Origin of the sequence: Novosphingobium sp. P6W, from assembly GCF_000876675.2 — a bacterium.
Taxonomy (GTDB): Bacteria; Pseudomonadota; Alphaproteobacteria; order Sphingomonadales; family Sphingomonadaceae; genus Novosphingobium.
Map to the genome: position 1 here is coordinate 251925 of NZ_CP030354.1, position 16964 is coordinate 268888.

At 61.8% G+C, this 16964-nt stretch carries 15 protein-coding genes; 10 read left to right on the forward strand and 5 right to left on the reverse strand.

The annotated features are described in order from the left end of the window. Nucleotides 1-270 precede the first annotated feature (270 nt). From TQ38_RS26900 to TQ38_RS26915, 4 genes are all read left to right on the forward strand, one after another. Nucleotides 271-816, forward strand: a complete 546-nt coding sequence (locus TQ38_RS26900) for a sigma-70 family RNA polymerase sigma factor (RefSeq protein ID WP_082057716.1) — start codon at nt 271-273, stop codon at nt 814-816. Beyond that, the gene (locus TQ38_RS26905) at nt 809-1813 is read left to right on the forward strand and encodes a FecR domain-containing protein (RefSeq protein ID WP_052505761.1); all 1005 of its coding nucleotides are present in this window, start codon (nt 809-811) and stop codon (nt 1811-1813) included. The genes TQ38_RS26900 and TQ38_RS26905 overlap by 8 nt, the downstream gene beginning before the upstream one ends. A gap of 103 nt (nt 1814-1916) precedes the next feature. Then, a complete protein-coding gene (locus TQ38_RS26910) occupies nt 1917-4457 on the forward strand; it encodes a TonB-dependent receptor (protein WP_043975921.1) in 2541 nt (846 codons plus the stop codon). Between the two features lie 15 nt (nt 4458-4472). After that, on the forward strand, nt 4473-6602 hold the full coding sequence (locus TQ38_RS26915; protein WP_082057717.1) for an Atxe2 family lasso peptide isopeptidase: 2130 nt from the start codon (nt 4473-4475) through the stop codon (nt 6600-6602). A gap of 8 nt (nt 6603-6610) precedes the next feature. Here TQ38_RS26915 and TQ38_RS26920 read toward each other — a convergent pair whose 3' ends face one another. The 3 genes from TQ38_RS26920 to TQ38_RS30285 all read right to left on the reverse strand — a co-directional run bounded on the left by TQ38_RS26920 (nt 6611) and on the right by TQ38_RS30285 (nt 9201). Further along, nucleotides 6611-8359, reverse strand: a complete 1749-nt coding sequence (locus tag TQ38_RS26920) for an asparagine synthetase B family protein (protein WP_043975925.1) — start codon at nt 8357-8359, stop codon at nt 6611-6613. Continuing rightward, the gene (locus TQ38_RS26925; RefSeq protein ID WP_043975927.1) at nt 8356-8991 is read right to left on the reverse strand and encodes a lasso peptide biosynthesis B2 protein; all 636 of its coding nucleotides are present in this window, start codon (nt 8989-8991) and stop codon (nt 8356-8358) included. The genes TQ38_RS26920 and TQ38_RS26925 overlap by 4 nt, the downstream gene beginning before the upstream one ends. A gap of 72 nt (nt 8992-9063) precedes the next feature. Continuing rightward, nucleotides 9064-9201, reverse strand: coding sequence for a hypothetical protein (locus TQ38_RS30285; RefSeq protein ID WP_162792438.1), 138 nt, complete (start codon nt 9199-9201; stop codon nt 9064-9066). Between the two features lie 409 nt (nt 9202-9610). Between TQ38_RS30285 and TQ38_RS26930 the strand changes: the two genes are divergently transcribed. The 3 genes from TQ38_RS26930 to TQ38_RS26940 all read left to right on the forward strand — a co-directional run bounded on the left by TQ38_RS26930 (nt 9611) and on the right by TQ38_RS26940 (nt 11882). Further along, a complete protein-coding gene (locus TQ38_RS26930; RefSeq protein ID WP_043975929.1) occupies nt 9611-10090 on the forward strand; it encodes a MucR family transcriptional regulator in 480 nt (159 codons plus the stop codon). 336 nt (nt 10091-10426) lie between these two features. Then, nucleotides 10427-10972 (forward strand): hypothetical protein, encoded by a 546-nt coding sequence (locus TQ38_RS26935; protein ID WP_240198226.1) that lies wholly within the window; start codon nt 10427-10429, stop codon nt 10970-10972. After that, nucleotides 10935-11882 (forward strand): nucleotidyl transferase AbiEii/AbiGii toxin family protein, encoded by a 948-nt coding sequence (locus TQ38_RS26940; protein ID WP_043975931.1) that lies wholly within the window; start codon nt 10935-10937, stop codon nt 11880-11882. Before TQ38_RS26935 ends, TQ38_RS26940 begins: the two co-directional genes overlap by 38 nt. 124 nt (nt 11883-12006) lie before the next feature. On the opposite strand, the gene TQ38_RS26945 is transcribed toward TQ38_RS26940, so the two are convergent. Both TQ38_RS26945 and TQ38_RS26950 read right to left on the reverse strand, forming a co-directional pair. Further along, nucleotides 12007-12639, reverse strand: a complete 633-nt coding sequence (locus TQ38_RS26945) for a hypothetical protein (RefSeq protein ID WP_043975933.1) — start codon at nt 12637-12639, stop codon at nt 12007-12009. Nucleotide 12640: 1 nt separating this feature from the next. After that, nucleotides 12641-13396: a PD-(D/E)XK nuclease family protein gene (locus TQ38_RS26950; protein ID WP_162792439.1), complete on the reverse strand. Its 756-nt coding sequence runs from the start codon at nt 13394-13396 to the stop codon at nt 12641-12643. 538 nt (nt 13397-13934) lie between these two features. Here TQ38_RS26950 and TQ38_RS26955 point away from each other — a divergent pair. The 3 genes from TQ38_RS26955 to TQ38_RS26965 all read left to right on the forward strand — a co-directional run bounded on the left by TQ38_RS26955 (nt 13935) and on the right by TQ38_RS26965 (nt 16725). Next, on the forward strand, nt 13935-14960 hold the full coding sequence (locus TQ38_RS26955; RefSeq protein ID WP_082057719.1) for an ArdC family protein: 1026 nt from the start codon (nt 13935-13937) through the stop codon (nt 14958-14960). After that, nucleotides 14957-15367 carry a DUF2958 domain-containing protein gene (locus TQ38_RS26960; protein WP_043975935.1) on the forward strand — a complete coding sequence of 137 codons (411 nt, stop codon included), beginning with the start codon at nt 14957-14959 and terminating at the stop codon, nt 15365-15367. The genes TQ38_RS26955 and TQ38_RS26960 overlap by 4 nt, the downstream gene beginning before the upstream one ends. Nucleotides 15368-15459: 92 nt before the next feature. Then, nucleotides 15460-16725 (forward strand): ParB/RepB/Spo0J family partition protein, encoded by a 1266-nt coding sequence (locus TQ38_RS26965; RefSeq protein ID WP_052505764.1) that lies wholly within the window; start codon nt 15460-15462, stop codon nt 16723-16725. Nucleotides 16726-16964: the final 239 nt, after the last annotated feature.

A 16964-nucleotide genomic window follows, 5' to 3' on the forward strand; every position in this document is an offset into this window, starting at 1 on the left:
CTATCATGACCCTGGACAATTGACGGCCCGCTCGGCTCATCGGACTTGCCCGCCGCGCTTTATCGAGGCATGTTGACGGGAGCGTCCGACCCCATCTTGGGCGACGATCCAAAAGCGTTCGACCGGATCGAGGTCGACCGTCACAGATGCGAGCATAGCCGGTCCCGACAGGGATGGGCTCGTGCGCCGTGATGACGGGTGCGTTTCCATGCAAGAAGTATCTGCATTCTTCGAAGGTCGACCGACCCTCTTAGGGGCGCTGGTCGGCCGATGAGACCTTTGGATGAGGAAAGCACCTGCGCTGAGGGCAGGCATGACGCCGATCGTCTGCTCGATCGTCTTTTCCGCTCCGAAGCTCCGCGCCTCGCACGCTTCATCAGACGGTCCATCTCAAACCACGATGAGGTTCACGACCTTGTTCAAGACACCTTCGTCAACTTCGTTTCGGCTGCGCCTGGCGGCAAGCTCCGCACGCCCGAGGCCTATCTGCGCACGATTGCCCGCAACCTTTTGTGGGGGCGATCGAAACGGATGCGCTTACGGGACCGAGCGGTCCACATCCCGATCGACGAGGTCGATGTTGCCGTCCTGCCCGAACAGGAATGGATGATGGAGGCTTCCGACTTCCTGCGGCGCTACGAACAGGCACTCGCAGAACTTCCTGCCCGGACGCGAGAGGTATTCCGGCTTCACCGCCAGGAGGAACTTACCTACCAGGACATCGCCGACCGTCTTGGACTGACAGCGCGAGGCGTCAAATACCATATGAAGAAGGCATTGCTCTATCTCGACCATAGGGTCTACGCCGATGACTGAAACGAAAAATCCCTTCCAGAAAGGGCAGCTCCGCTTGGAAGCTACCGAATGGTTCGTCCTCATGCGGGGGCCCGACGCCGAGCAGCATCGTGCCGCGTTCGAGCAGTGGCTCGCCCGGGGCGCCTTGCACCGCGCCGCGTACAACCGCGTCGCCAATCTCTATTCCGTAGGCAAGCAGGTGGACTGGGACGCGTTACCTGAACCCAAACCTGTCCGTGCGACGCTACGGCGAACTAAGGTCGCCGCTTTGGCATGCCTGACTGTGGTAGGATTTGTCAGTTGGCGGTTCCTGCTTGCGCCTGGCTCTGTGCCCGAAAAGCCGTCTGACCGCGCCCTCGCGTCGAGCCTGGCGCCCGCTGCCGCCTACCGGACGCGCGCTGGGGAAATTCGACAGATCCGCCTGTCCGACGGATCGGATCTGACCTTGGATGGCGGGACGCTCCTGCTGGTGACGTTTGGAGCCGACAAGCGCACGTTGCGACTGGAGCATGGGCACGCGCGTTTTTCAGTGGCGCACGAGAACCGCCCGTTCGTCGTAGAGGCCGGGGGCAGCCAGGTCGTTGCGCGCGGAACGATCTTTGACGTGAGTTTTGACAAGGCGGGAGCAACGCAAGTGCAATTGCTGCGCGGGGCAATCGACGTGTTGTCCGGCATCGCTGGCAGGTCGGCGCCCGCGGTTCGGCTGAAGCCTGGGGAGCAGGTCCGGTATCGCGATGAGGCGACACCAGGGCCCATCTTGCAAGTTCGAGAAGCGGACATCGCGTGGCCGTCCCAGCAGGTCGAGTTTCATGCTGAAAAGCTGTCGCGCGTTTTGGAGATCGTCAATCGATCCTCGGATATTAAAATCGTCGTGCAGGATGCCGCTCTCGGCGAGATCAAAGTATCCGGAGTTTTTCGAACGGACGACCCGCATAAGCATGCAAGCTCACTCGCCATGTTGCTTGGCGCCGAAGTTCGCGACACGGATGGCCGGTTTGAACTCGTGCCCAAAAAATGAAATAAATTTTCGGTCCGAAGTGTCCCTTCTCTGACCGAGGCACTCATCCCTTTGTGAAGCAGGCGTGTTCAAACCTGCCGTTCACCCAAAGGGGGGTCATATCATGAAGTTCCGCGACCACGCGGCGAGCATTGCGCTCGCCGCGGCGACCAGCCTCGTCATCTCGCTTCCGGCAATGGCCCAGGCCACCATCCGTCTCGATTTGCCAGCACAGGATCTCGACGTCACCTTGCGCGCTATTGCCCGGGCGTCGGGCAGGCAGATACTGATAGTCGCTAACACCGTCGCTGGGCGCCAGGCACCTGCCGTCAAAGGCGAATTTACCCCGGAAGAAGCCGTGCGGACGGCTTTGGGGGGCAGTGGGATCGGCGTTCGCTTTGCCGGCGACACGATCATCATCGGCTCGCCTGCGCCGCAAGCTACGCTTGGCTCCGATCCGTCTTCAGGCGACATTGAAGTGACCGGTTCGCGGATCAAAGGCTCGCCGATCGCATCGCCTAAGATCACCATAGGCCGACAGGACATCCTTGACGCAGGTTTCGCAGACATAGGCTCGGCGCTGCGCGCCTTGCCGCAAAACTTCGCAGGCGGGCAGAACCCCGGGGTCGGCCGAGGTGCCGCCGCTGGCGGCATCGATAACCAGAACATCTCGGGCGGTTCGGCGGTGAATCTTCGCGGTTTGGGACAAGACGCAACCCTGACGCTTCTGAACGGCGCGCGCATGACCTACGGAGGCTTCTCGCAAGGGATCGACATCTCCGCAATCCCGATCGACGCGATCGAGCGTATCGACGTCGTTCCTGATGGCGCTTCTGCAGTCTATGGTTCCGACGCCGTGGCGGGGGTGGTCAATGTCATCCTGCGTCCATCCTACGAGGGGCTAAGTGTCTCGTCGCGGCTTGGCACGTCGACTGATGGCGGTTATTTCTCCCAACAATACTCTGCGCTGGGCGGCGTTGCCTGGGACAATGGCGGGCTTTATGCCGGCTATACCTACCGTGCTACCGATGCCCTCGAAGCCCGCAAGCGGTCCTATACCCGTTCTCTCGGGGACCCGTACGACCTTTACCCCGATCTCGACAGCCATGCGGCAGTAGCTCGCCTTACCCAGACGTTCAGCGGCGATGCACGCTTCGCTGTCGACGGCCTGTTCAGCCGACGCGTGATACGTCCGGACATCACTGTTGCCGGATCCATCGTCTCAACCCGAAACATCGATCGGTTCGTTTCCCTATCCCCAAGCCTGGAAGTGCCGATCGGGGACAAATGGTCGGTCACGGTCAAGGGCGTCTACTCCGATGACCGAACCACCACTCTGGCCAGCCAATCGTTTTCCGGCGTCGAGATTTACAGCGCCTACGGTTGCTACTGCAATTCGCTCTACAGCGGCGAGGCCTATCTTGAAGGTGGGCTTTTCAGCCTGCCAGGCGGAACTGTCAGAATTGTCGCTGGTGGCGGGCACCGCCTGAACCGGTTCGCTTACAAGAACCTCAGAACGGGGACGGGATATTCCGGAGACCAGAAGGACAGCTACGGCTATGCCGAACTGTTCGTTCCGCTGGTCTCCGATCGGAACCGGAGCGCGTTCGTCGATGCCCTATCGTTTACGATTGCCGGCCGCTACGATCGTTTCAATCGGTTCGGCTCCATTGCCACACCCAAGCTCGGGATCGTCTACAGCCCGATCTCAAGCCTGGATCTCAAGTTCTCCTGGGGGCGGTCGTTCAAAGCGCCCACCTTGCTCCAGCAGTATTCTCAGCGTTCGGCCGCGCTCATCGATGCTACATCGCTCGTGGGTTCTACTGACCCCGCGGGGACGACGGCCCTGCTGACACAGGGCGGCGGGAGTGGACTGAAGCCGGAACGCGCCACGACTATGAGTTGGACGGCGTCCTTCCACCCGGTCGCCGACCCGGGGCTTAGCCTGGACTTCACCTATTTCCGTGTTCGCTACCGCGACCGGGTGCTCACCCCGATCACCGGCTACTCGAATTCGCTCAATCCGGTCTACGCAGACTATATTGTGCGCAACCCGACGCTTGCGCAGGTTGAGGCAACGATCGCAGCGGCAGATACGGCGTTGCAGAACTACGACGGGGTTTCGTACGATCTATCGAAAATCGCGTATATTATAGACAACCATTACACGAATGTCGCGAACCAGAGAATTCAGAGCATAGATCTCACCCTCCAATACCGCACTCAATTTGCATCCGGCGAGGTTTCCACATCCTTGAACGCCAGCTGGCTCGATTCGAGCCAGCGCAACAACGAATACTCGAGCTACTTCGACAAAGCTGGAAGCATTTTCAATCCGCCGCACTATCGCGCCCGCGCTGGATTGGGCTGGGAAGGTCACGCGCTGAAGGTCTTCAGTTTCTTTAATTATACCGGCATCCTGAAAGACAGGCGTACCGCAACGGTGCGAAACGTGCGTTCGACCGTCACAATGGACACGCAGATCGGCTACACGTTTGCGAACGATGGCCCGCTCAGGGACCTGGCCATAAACCTTTCGGTTGAGAACTTATTCAACACAAAGCCGCCTTACATGCGGCCCGCAGCCTATGTGGAGCCTTACGACACCACCAATTACTCGCCGCTCGGCCGGTTCGTCTCGCTTTCCATCTCCAAAACGCTGTGATGGGTCAGGCATGTCATGACTTTGCACCGCTGGCATAAACTGGTTTTCGCATTTTTGTTCGTTGCTGGGACGTTCGATGCACCGTCCATCCTGGCCGCGCGCGATACGAGCGGGGCGGTTTTGGCCGAGCCGGGACCTGCCGTGCCGATCACGGCCGGCTTCCGGCCCGTGCCAAGGGAAGCATCACAAGCGGTGCGCCCAGACTGCCGGGATATCGCACCACCTCGCCTAATTTCGAAGGTAGCGGATCCGAGCCGGCCCGACGATCTGATGACGATCAGGGATTTCGGGTCCATGGGCCTAGATGCGTCGTCACCGCCCGGCTTCGCGGTTTCGCCCTCGGGCGACCGATTGGTGGTTCAGGTTCGACAAGCGGACCCGGCGGCAAACTCCTACTGCCAGGCGCTCGTGGTCTTCGACCTGGAGCGCCGTAATCTGCCACCGATTGTGATACCAATCGGTTCCGAACTGAGCCGGCAGAGCGGTCCGATCCACGGCCTGTCGGATTTCCAGTTCGGTACCGCCAGTCCTTTGACTCCTCGCTGGTCGCCCGACGGTCGCTGGCTGGCGTTCGTCGAGCGCAAGGCCGGGTTTGATCATCTCCAACTGGTACAAGCACGAGGCGGTTCGGCAGTGCCAGTGGAAACCATGAGCGGGAACGTCATTGCATTCGACTGGTCTACCGACGGCACCGCCATCGAATTCACGACGGATGAAGCACTTCAGGAATCCCGGCAACGGGTGCTGGATGAAGGTCGCGGCGGCTACCGCTACGACGCGCGATTCTGGATCGAATCCGAAACAGAACCGCATCTTCGCGGTGAATTTACACCCATCCGATATCGAGCACAGATCGGAACGGGGGGGCTCATCTCCCAGCCTTCGCGGCAGCCTGTCACCAGGTCGCCGGGTGATGGCAGCCTGGTGGACCACGCCTGGGTAGAGCCGGACGATACGCCCAAGGTCGCCTATCGCTCGCATCCCCACGTCCGGATTGATGGCGTCGTGACGCCGTGCATGGCCAAGCTCTGCGCTTACGCGGAAGCAGCCTGGCTGAGACCCGGTTCGCGCGAGGTCGTCTTTGTCCGCCGAGAGGGTTTCGCGCAGGCCGACATAGCGGTCTATCGCTGGAGAATTGGCACGAAGGTACCAGTTCGTATCGTTCGGACCGCCGATGCATTCGGGGGCTGCGAGCTTTCGGCGAGACACCTTCTGTGCGGACGCGAGCGATCGGCGTATCCGCGCGACATCGTGGCGATCGACTTGGAAGGTGGTCGGATCCGTCAGGTGGTCGACCTCAACCAGGAATGGGGAAACATCAGGCCCGCGCGCATTCAACGGCTCCAGTGGAAGAACAAGTTCGGGATCCCCGCGATCGGAGATCTTGTGCTGCCTCCCACAACCCCCCCTGGACCCTTGCCCTTGGTTGTCGTCCAGTACTCTACGCGCGGTTTTCTGCGCGGCGGGACGGGCGATGAATATCCGATCCGGCCATTGGTCGATGCGGGCTTTGCCGTGCTGAGCGTCTCGCGGCCGCTGGATTACAACATCTGGCTCGCCCGTCAGGGCACGGCGTTCAGTCAACGCCAGTTGGCGCTCGACTGGACCGATCGCGTCAGTGTCCACGATTCGCTGCTGAGTGGCCTGCGCGAAGTGGAACGCCATGTACCGCTGGACCGTGACCACATTGCGATCGCCGGTCTGAGCGACGGCGCATCGACCGCCACATACGCGCTGATCCATTCACGCGTTTTCAGTCTGGCTCTCTTGAGTACCTGCTGCGAAGACCCGGACGTCTACACGACGGCGATAGGCCCTGCCTACAATGCCTTTCTCGAGGCAAAGGAGTTCCCGGTGCCCTGGGAAAAGCACGAGGACAGCTGGCGCAAAGTGAGTCTCGCGATGAATGCCCGCGGGATATGTGCCGAAATTCAGATGCAACTGGCAGATAGGGAAGCGCGTCTGGCCTTGGCATCGTTCACCAAGCTCCGGCAGGCGGGTGTCCCTATGGAGATGTTTGTGTTTCCCGACGAGTACCATGTCAAATGGCAGCCCGAGCACAGATTGGCGGTCTACCAGCGCAACATGGCGAAACTTATCGAATGGCGAACGAGGCCACCCGTCGCCTGTTTCAAGCCAGGGTGAGCGGATCATCACATCCAGTTTCGGACCCACGCCTCAAAATCCATGAGCCGGAGCACGCGGGAGAACGTGCCGACAAGAAGGGAACTGTCCGGCTCCAGGGCCTTCTCGAGAGCCTGGCGATCGAGGAGGCCCTGTTTTTGTAGCGCCCCATCCAGAAGCATTTCCCGAATGAGCAGGCGGTTCCGGCGAAAGATGTCGCGCTGCAGCTGCCCGAGGCCGCCTTTGGAAACTCTCCAGGCCACATGCTGGGGCAACCAATCTCCCGCAATTTCACGGGTAGGCACGCGATTGTAGCCGCCGCCCACCCAATGCCACGTTGGAATTCGCAGGCATACCTCGATGAGGGGCTGAGACATGAGCGGGTAGACCGGCTGGAGAGTATCCGCCCGGCCAAAGGAATTCAGATTGAAATTGCTCATGAAAAGCCCCCGGACATGTTCCAGCTTGCCGGGCAGAATGCCCGGCGGGGGCGGCATCCAAGGAAGGTCAGCGCGGGGCAGGGTGTCACCGACGCCCCGGAGCAAAAAGGTCCCGTCCGGCTTTAGCGGCACTTGGGAACAGGGGCGGGCGGCCTTGGTCAGGCTTTTGCGCAGCGCGAGCCAGATACTGCACCGCGCGCCCTCGGCGACGTCGCGCACCGTGCGAAAATACGCCCTTCCCATGCCTGAGGTCTTGAGGACATCGGCGGCAGGACCCGAACTTTGCAGGTGGCAGAACACAGCGTCGCCTCCGGTTCCGTTCAGGAACGCGGCGGCGCCGGGCGCTGCTTCCATCGTCAGTCGATCGGTTTCCTGGACGAAGGAGCGTACGTAGGGTCGGGGCAGATCCGGCCGCGCGCACCTCGTTACGTCTACAAGCGCCGCGTCAGGGGTCTGTTCTGTCAGGCCAATCCCGAGATGTGCCGCGACGTCGCGAGCGTAGCGGCGCTCATCGCCTTCGGTAAGAGCGCTGTACATGTTGACCGCCTGAATCTGCTCGTTGCCGCGTGCAGTCAAAGCCGCCAGCAAGGAGGAGTCGAGCCCGCCCGACAAATCGAGCATGGCTGGTCCCAGTCCATGCAGGCAAGCATCGCCGCTGCGGACCAGTTCGCGTTGCAGCAACTGCCCGGCCTCACGACGATCCAGGATTGCTTCGTCCACATGGGCGTGCCGCCAAGGGTTCCATGTCCGCTGTAGAACCGGCGCGGCGTCCAAACCGACTTCCAGCATCTCTCCGCATCGCAGTTCGCGTATGCCCTCCAGGCACGTCGCGCCAAACGAGAGGTCGTCGTGAGCAAGTTGCAACGCCAGTGTAGCCCAGTCGACCGGAAAACGGACGTCGGCATACCTGGATAGCAGGCGAGCGTCCGATGCGACTACGACCATCGCCTCCGTTTGGATCGTATAGGCGCACAGCGAGGAAAAAGCCGAGTGGTATATCCGGGGCATGCGATTGTCCGGGCCGTTCAAGATTGCCACGAACGCTCCCCAGCATCGCTCGGTCAATTCTCTCGCATCGCAGATTTTAGTCAGGGTCTCGACTTCCCCGGGGGAACCATCGAACGCGTTGGCGCTACCGTGGCGGTCATGGACCTTTCCGAGAACCACGCCGGCATTGCGCGCCAGCAGGCATGCTTCGATACCTTGTACAGCTACTAGCAAACGGTCGGTCTTCAGCAACACTGTGAGCCCACAGGCGCGAACAGCGCTGAGAGCGCGGAACGAAATCGCTGGATCCATTGGCCGCGGCGAGACGAACGCGAGATAGCTGCGCGTCATCGAACCGCCCTGATCGGAACGAACCGGCCGACTTGCTCAATCGTGTCATTGATCACCTGGTCATCGCGCTGCAGCCAGCAATGGGCCTCGAATGGATGCAGTTTCACGCCGAAGACAAACTCGCTTGCGTGCCCGTCCTGGGCGAGAAGACGGTGCAAAGTGAGCGAGCGCAGAAGGCAGGTTTGAGCAGGCAAAATTCGCTCGCATTTCAAAAAGTCCGCCACGATTTTGTTGAGCTCCGCAGGGGTTGCCCCAGTCCCGATTGCCCGGTTTCGAGCAGCGACCCTGTCGAGGTTGGTTTGAAGCGAGCGTACCCAAAGGTCCAAGCGTACCTTTATCAGCGATGCCAGTACTCGCGATGCGAACCGCGCCGAGATGCGGGCATTGTGATGATAAGGAATTTCATAGGTGGGGGCCGCGATGCCGCGATAAGGCAGCGCTGCTGGAGCCGCATCTACAAGCCAGCCGTATCTCGCTACCGTCTCGCGCACTTTCGGCGTCAGGTTGGCAATCTCGCCGGCCAGCACCGGGGCAGCAGCAGCCTGACTGAGTGCAAGATAGCGATTTCGTCGTGTGTCGAGAAAGACCACATGATCGTCTATCCGGCAGAACGACACCCAGTCGGCAAGCATGACGCTATCCGATCGAACAGGCAGCGGACCGAGGCCACGCTTGCGCGAGGTCTCGGTCCCTTGCGTTGTGTTTCAGTCGGCGAGGATGCCGGTCGAGAGGCGATTGAGGTTCGCGTCTGCTTCGACCGGACCACCGGTGCCATGGGTTTCGCTCGTCACCGAACCCAGGTCGATGAACTGCTCGTCGAGCTGCTCGTTCTGCTTTTCCATGTCATGCTCCTGTAGATTACCGCCTGATTGCGGCTGTTACAGGATCGAGGTTCGAAGATGATTCTGCTAATATATATAGTCTCACATTCGATAGTATGTAACTTAGCGCAATCCTATCTTCGTATTTTCAATCAGTTGGATGTGGTCTATTTCAACACTTGGCGTACTGACGAGTCGGCAAAGCGGCGCATGCGGTGCATAAGAGCCCAGAAGAACAGCTTTCTTTGAGCCTTCGTCATGGTGCCGGCGGCAGTGGATGTGTCTCGCAGCCCGTGGGCCGACCTCGGTGTCGGTGTCTCTGTCTGAAAAACTCGATGTCCGTCGGCAGGAAGAGGCGGCGTTTCCCTCAGGTCGACAGCGCCGGCCTGGGGGGCTATCGGCGGCCATAACAGACAAGCAGGAGTCGACTTTGGCCGTTGAACACGAAACGCTTATCGCTTTGACCACCGATATCGTCACATCGCATGTCGGAAACAACAATGTCGCCGCGGACATGTTGGGACCGCTCATCCGAGATGTTTTTGCGGCATTGCAGGCAGCCGGCGAACCCGCTGCCCCCGTGGCACCCGAAAAGCCGGTGGGCGCGGTTTCCGTGCGCGCTTCGGTCAAGCCTGATCGCCTGATCAGCATGATCGACGGCAAGCCCTACCGTATGCTCAAGCGCCACCTTTCCCTCCACGGCTACACGCCCCAGACCTACCGCGAGGCTTACGGTCTGGCGGCGGATTATCCGATGGTCGCCGCCGAATATGCGCAGAAGCGGCGCGAACTCGCTCACCAGATCGGTCTGGGTCGCAAGGCCAAGGTCGAGCAAGCAAAGCCGGCGCGCAAGCCGCGCGCCAAGAAATCGGCGATCGTTTCAGCCGATAACGCCGATACTGCCAACTGACGTAGCCTATTGTCGATATGCGCCTGATCAGACAGGCGCAATTCCCCTCGCGCGCATCGGAGAAGCGTGCCGGGGGCACTCAGCCGTGAACGGGCGCGTCGCGGCGAGCACCGCAACGGTGCTGCGCTGCGCTCGTTCCTGGCGACAGGGTCTGGAAGCCCCCACATCTTTGTCGTTTCCCAACCGAGCAGGAGGTGAGTGTCGGGGCGTCCAAAGAAGGCTCACTTGTGATCTGGGTGGCAGCGGCTATATATGATGTCGTAAAGGTCGTATTTTGGTTCGCAGATGACATCGCTCGCTGAACAGATTCTCGGACGCCTCAGTGGAGGCCGGACATTGAGCAGGGGGGATCTCCTGCTCGATGCCGACTACGATTCTGTCGGGCGCGCCCTTCGCGAACTTGTGAAGGAAAAGCGTGTCGAGCGTGTCGCGCGCGGTCAATATCGCGTGGCGCTGCCCGGCAAGCGCGCCGGGGCAACGGACACGATCGTGGAGGCTATAGGCAGGAAAATACGCCGTTCCAGGCGCAATGTCTTCCTTCGCAGCGATTTCGCGCCGCTCGGCAGCTACGATGCGATCGGGAGGGCCTTGCGCAAGCAGGCCAGGGACGGTCAACTCGTTCAGATTGGCTACGGTCTTTATGCCAAGGCCGAGGTTTCCCCCTTCACGGGCAAGCCAGTTCCGGTCGTCGGCATCAGGAAACTGGCAACGGAAGCGCTGGGGCGGCTGGGTAAGAAGGTGGCAACATCCTCCTTCGAGGACGCCTACAACCTGGGCCGATCGACGCAGGTTCCGACCGGGCGGACCCTGGCGGTCGAAGACCGCGTGACCCGCCGGATAGGATATGACGGAAATTATGTCGTTTTCGAACGCGCCCGATGAGACCTTGCTCGGACGCGTCGCCGGTGCCCTTGCCGTTGATGAAGCCTTTGCTGAAAAAGACTGGTTCGTCGTTCAAGCCATAGAGCAGCTGTCTGGATTGGCGACGCAGGACCTGACGCCTGTTTTCTCCGGAGGCACCTCGTTGCTCAAGGCCTACGGCCTCATTAGCCGCTTTTCCGAAGACATCGATTTCAAGCTGCTGGCGTCGGAGAGTTACCATGGGCGCAGCCGAAGCCAGCGCAAGCAGGTGCTCAAGGAGTTTCGCGACTCGATGATCGATGCTTGGGAGCGGATGGGATTCGACGTCACCTCATGCATCTCCCGGGACGAATATCGCTTCATCGAACTTGAAATGACCTACCCCTCGACGCTTGATGCCCATGCCTCGCTGCGACCGCACATCCTGGCGCAGCTATCGGCAAAGCCGCCTCGTCTGGCTGTGCAGCACCTGCCAGTTGCGTCTTTTGCGGGGCAATATGCCCGCGCCGTGCCGGAAGTGCCCGAGATCGCCTGTATCGATCCCGTCGAGACAGCGGCGGACAAGCTGAGTGCATTTTCGTGGCGGATGCTGCTTCGCGATCGTAATCACGCGAAGGACGATCCCACCATCGTTCGCCATCTCCACGACCTGGCAGCACTGGAACCGCTCGCTGCGGCCCATCCTGCATTCCCGTCGCTGCTGGCATCCGTTCTGGAGGATGACAGCAACAGGGGCGGCGGCGGCGTCGCCGAGCTGGCGCCGAAACAACGACTGGCGGCGATGCTCGAAAAGCTTTCGGCCGACCCCATTTACGTGGAAGAATATGAGCGTTTCGTGCGCGGCATGGCCTTTGCCGGCGATGCCGATGTCCCCCATTTTGACGCTGCAGCTTCGGCGGTAGCCCGCCTTTGTGACCTGCTCGCAGCATAGGGCCGTCACGCACACAATCAGCCTGCCTGGCGTGCGATCGTGTCTCGAAGCGAGATGCGCCTGGCCCTGTTCGAAAGCCGGATCCTACACCGCGGTGACTGATCCGGCTTTCTGGAGCGTTGCGTCACAGCACGGCGTCTACTTCCTGCCTGTCATAGGCGATCAGCGCGTCTAGATCCTGGCGGGCCGCCTCGATGACATCAAGTGCGTCCTGCAGGGGCGCAAGAGCCGTGGTGAGATCGTCGTCCTCGAAGCCTGCGGCCAAAACCTCAGCGTCGAGATGGAGCGGGAGATAAAGGCGCTGAGCATCGTTCTGCCGGAATCCAGCGTCGATCAGGCGGGCGATCAGGTCCGTGTTTGACTTGGCGAGCGCTTTCCAGCGCTTTGCCGATTTGAACGTGGTGCCATTCAGGAACAGCGCCACCGATGCGCCTTCCGGCCCGGCGGCAAGGAACGCTGCCAACCAGCTATATTCCTCCCCGCCGCCCGGGCCGTCCTGCCCTTCGAGGTGGAACCAATAAGGCGCATCCTCGGGGACGACATCCGCAGGACGCCAGTTGCCAGGAGAGAACCAGATTTCCTTGTCCTCGACCTCGCCACTAACGAACCAGTCGCTATCTGCTAATCGCGCTGCGATCGCATCGCCGATATCCTGAAATAGCCGCTCGTCGATGACCTCTTGAGCATGCGTAAGGGCCGCTTCAATGTCCCCGATATTGCGGACGACCAATGCACTCAATGCGCTGTTGTCTGGCATGCTATTCTCCGAAACGAGATATATGGCGCACGAAGCTCTCGAGCAGGTGGCCGTGAAGGTTCAGTTCTGAATTCCTGCGCGGTGAAATGGCGCGTCCCGCCGCCCGCACGTCGCTCCATCTGGCAAACAGAACACCGGGTTCGCGAGGAGGGTAGGGCGCCAGGAACACGACGACGGACCGCTTGTGACGCTGACGGCCCCAGCGATGCACGGCTGAGGTGTAGCGGCGCAGTTGCTCGCGGCCTTCGGGCGCGTCGATCTTGACCTCGATGCCCATCACGAACGTGCGACCCTCGATCGTGAGATCGACCCGCTCCGTTTGCTCTCCGACCGGGCAATGCTCCGTCCGCACGCTGTAGCCGGCAGCGAGTTCAGCCGTGCTGGGAAGAAGTCCTTCAGGGTCAGGTATACGCCTGCAGAAGTGATCGAAAAACGCTGTGCCGAGGTCGCCGCAGGCACTGGGCGAGAATAACATCGCCAAAACGCCCGCATTTCGCACTTCTGCTCGCTTCAGGCCGGCCACAGCCCAGGGATTGATGACGCTTCCCGATGCCCTGTGATCGGCGAGCGGTTTTATCACATCGCCGAGAAACGCGGTCAGCCGCCCGATGTCCGGTTCAACTCTCGTCTGGGCGGGGCGGGGAACGGGCCGCAAAGCGCGGTAGCTGCGAACGGACTGATCCAGGCGCGCCAGGCGAGGGTCGTGGTTCTGCGCGGCTTGCCAGCGCGGGACGAACTGAGAGAGTCTGGCCGACAAGTCGTGAAAGTCCGTCATCTCAACACGGTAGAGCCTCAAGCCCTCTCGGCAAGGGCGTTATTCCTTCGGTCGTCTGTTTCTTCTTGATGCTTCTGTCAGTTCCCTCTGGCCTGGCTCAGGACCAGTGATAACGGCGCCTCGCGTCTTCGACCCGACCGCGCTCCAGTCCGTTCGCGCACGGGCTGATCGCCCTTAAGCCCGCTCACAGGGACCCGAGCCCCGCTCTGGCGGGTCTCGGCCTGCCGGTGGCGATCGCTGGCGCAGGTGGCCGGTCGCAGCCGGCCACGGCGATGACGGCCGCTGCGCGACCGGTGTCGGTTTGCAAGTGCCTCTCCCGAAACGGCGAGGGTGAGCGCGCTCCCTTCTAGACCCGCTCGCGTCGCCGGCAAGCCGGCCCTGCGGGCACGGCTCCTCCACTCACGTTGCGGTCCTGTCGGATGCCGGCGACGCTTGGCCGCGGGCCTGTCCGGTCGCTTCGCCGCCCACCCCCGCCTTGCGGGGGAGCCATGATGGTTTGGGGCGTGGTTGGAGGTGAACGATGCGTGCGATCCGGAATGTCGATCAGGAGGCGAAGTCAGGCCCTGTACCCAGCAAGAGAGGCGGCAAGGCAAAGGTGCGGGACCGGAAAGGCGAGCCCAGAGCGAACCTCTATGACGAAGTCACCGCAAGGATCATCGGCGAACTGGAAGGGGGGCGCATACCATGGGCTCAGCCTTGGGGCACGGTGGCAGGAACCGACGCCGCGATGGTCGCCATGCCCAGAAATGCCCTCACGAACAGGAATTACTCCGGCATCAACGTACTAATCCTGTGGGGCGCGGTCATCGGCAACGGCTGGCCCTCACAAGGCTGGCTGACCTTCCGGCAAGCGCAGGAAGCAGGAGCGAGCGTGCGCAAGGGTGAGCGTGGGACTTGCGTGGTCTATGCCGACCGCTTCACCCCCGAAACCGAGAAGCAGCGCGCACGCGAAACCGGCGAGGACGCACGCGCCGTTCCCTTTCTAAAGCGTTTCACCGTCTTCAACCTCGCCCAGTGCGAAGGGCTGCCCGAAGGGTTTGGACCGGACCCTGCACCTTTGCCGGAACGGGAAATCGTACCCGTTGCCGAAAGCGTCATCGCAGCCTCCGGGATCGACTTCCGGATCGGCGGCGACAAGGCCTATTACGCCCCGGGCCCTGATTACGTTCAGGTTCCGCCGCAGTGTGCCTTCTATGATCAGGTCAATTATTACCGCACCTGCCTTCACGAGCTGACGCACGCGGTGGGCCATCCGTCACGGCTGAACCGCAAGCTTACCGGCGGTTTCGGGACCAAGGACTACGCGCGCGAGGAACTCGTCGCCGAAATGGGGTCGGCTTTCCTGTGCGCATCGCTCGGCATCGTCCCCACCGTGCGGCACGCCGATTACATCGGCGCATGGCTTGAATGTCTGCGCGAAGACAACCGCGCGATCTTCCGGGCAGCCAGCGCTGCAAGCAAGGCCGCCGACTGGCTTCTCGATCGTCATATAGGCTGCGATGCCACGCAAATCCCCGGCGCGGATGGCGAGGAGGGAATGCAATGAGCCTGCTTTCCCCGACAATCCGCACGATGCTGCTCGCCAATGGAGAGCAGAGCCAGAAACTCCCTTACTTCGATCCGATCCCGCTGGTGCGCCTGTTCAATCCCATGGGCCCGGCGGTCTGGCTCGCAAGCGAATTACATGCCGACGGGAACACCCTCTACGGCCTCGCTGACCTCGGCTTCGGTTGTCCGGAACTCGGCTGCTTCAGTCTTCGCGAAATCGAGGGGATCAGGCTTGCGTTTGGCCTTTCCATCGAGCGCGATCACGGGTTCCGGACCACACACCGCCTATCCTTTTGGGCAGAGGCAGCGCGCGTCGCCCATTCAATCCCCGATGCCGACCTGCTGCTGCGCCGCCTTGAGCGGCATGCCCGGTCGGCACGTGAAATTCCGCCGCAAGACGGATGACGCCGGGCGGCCGTTCGTCGCCCACCTCAAAGCCGGTCCGCCCTCCCATTCCACCTGAAAGGCGGACCGGCCACTCACAAGGAGCAATACCCATGAAACTCGAATTCATAGCCCTCGACAAGCTCTGCGTTTCCAAGGCGAACATGCGCCATGTCCGCAAGGCGCCCGACGTCTCCGACATCCTCCCCACGATCCGGGCGCGCGGCGTAATCCAGCCGCTCCTGGTTCGGCCCACGGGCGCAACCGGGCACTACGAGATCGTTGCGGGCGCACGGCGCTTCCATGCCGCCATGATCGTCGCCGGGGAACGCGGCGTCGAAGCTCCAACCTCAGAACAGAGTCAACCCGGGAAGCATGAACGCGGCCATTCAGAACCAGCGACCGACCACGGCGCCGAGAACGAGGTCCGTTTCCTTCCTTGCGCGATACTCGATGACGGGGACGATGCCGCCGCCGTCGAGGCCTCGCTTATCGAGAACATCGCCCGGCTCGATCCCGACGAGGTGAGCCGCTGGGAATGCTTCACCCGGCTGATCCGTGAGGGTCGCAACGCACAGGACATCGCCGCGACGTTCGGCCTCCCCGATATCGTCGTCCGCCGCACCCTTGCGCTCGGCAACCTGCTCCCCCGCATCCGGGGGCTCTATCAGCGCGGCGATCTCGACGCCGCCACCATCCGCCACCTGACGCTGGCGTCGAAGGCGCAGCAGAAAGCATGGCTGGCGCTCCTTGACGACGACAATGCGCGGGCGCCCACCGGGCACCAGATCAAAGCCTGGCTCTTCAACGGCCAATCGATCCCGATCCGCCATGCCTTGTTCGATGTCGCGGGCAGCGGCCTCGCGCTGGCATCCGACCTGTTCGGCGAGGACAGCTATTTCGTCGATCCGCAGGCGTTCTGGTCGCTGCAGAACGTTGCAATCGAGAAGCGCAGACAGACCGCCCTTGATCAGGGATGGAGCAATGTCGTCGTCGTCGGGATCGATGGTCAATTCCATTCCTGGGAGTACGAGAAGGTTGCCAAGCGCAAGGGCGGCCATGTCTATATCGATGTGCGCGCCAACGGCGAAGTGATCGTCCACGAAGGCTGCGTGTCGCGCCGGGACGCAGCAAGGCTGGCCCGCTCGGCGGCAGAAGATAGATCAGGTTCCCCGGCAAGTGCTGCGGCGGTCCGGCCCGAACTGATCTCGCTGACCCAGACTTATGTTCACTTGCATCGCCATGCCGCGCTGCGCGCCGCGCTGGATGTGCTTCCCGCCAGCCGCCTATACCGCGCGCGGCGGCGTCGAAACCGTTCATGCTCATGCGCGGGCCTTCGCGCCCGTCGCGAGCGGCGCTTCGGACCCGATCACCGATGAGGAGGCAAAGGGCTCTGCTGACGACGAGGCACAGCGGGATGAGGACACGCGGGGGAATGGGGAGCAGGTCGGCACCCGAATGGCGGCCTGACGTGAAGCGGGGAGCGGCGTTTGCTGCTCCCCTTACATCGGCGCGGGCCTCAAAAATTCGCCGCGGCCTGCCACCATACAGGCGGCAGGGCGCGGCAAGGATGTTGACAGGGGTGTGCCCGGCCTGGACGGTCTGCGCCCAGGTGCTC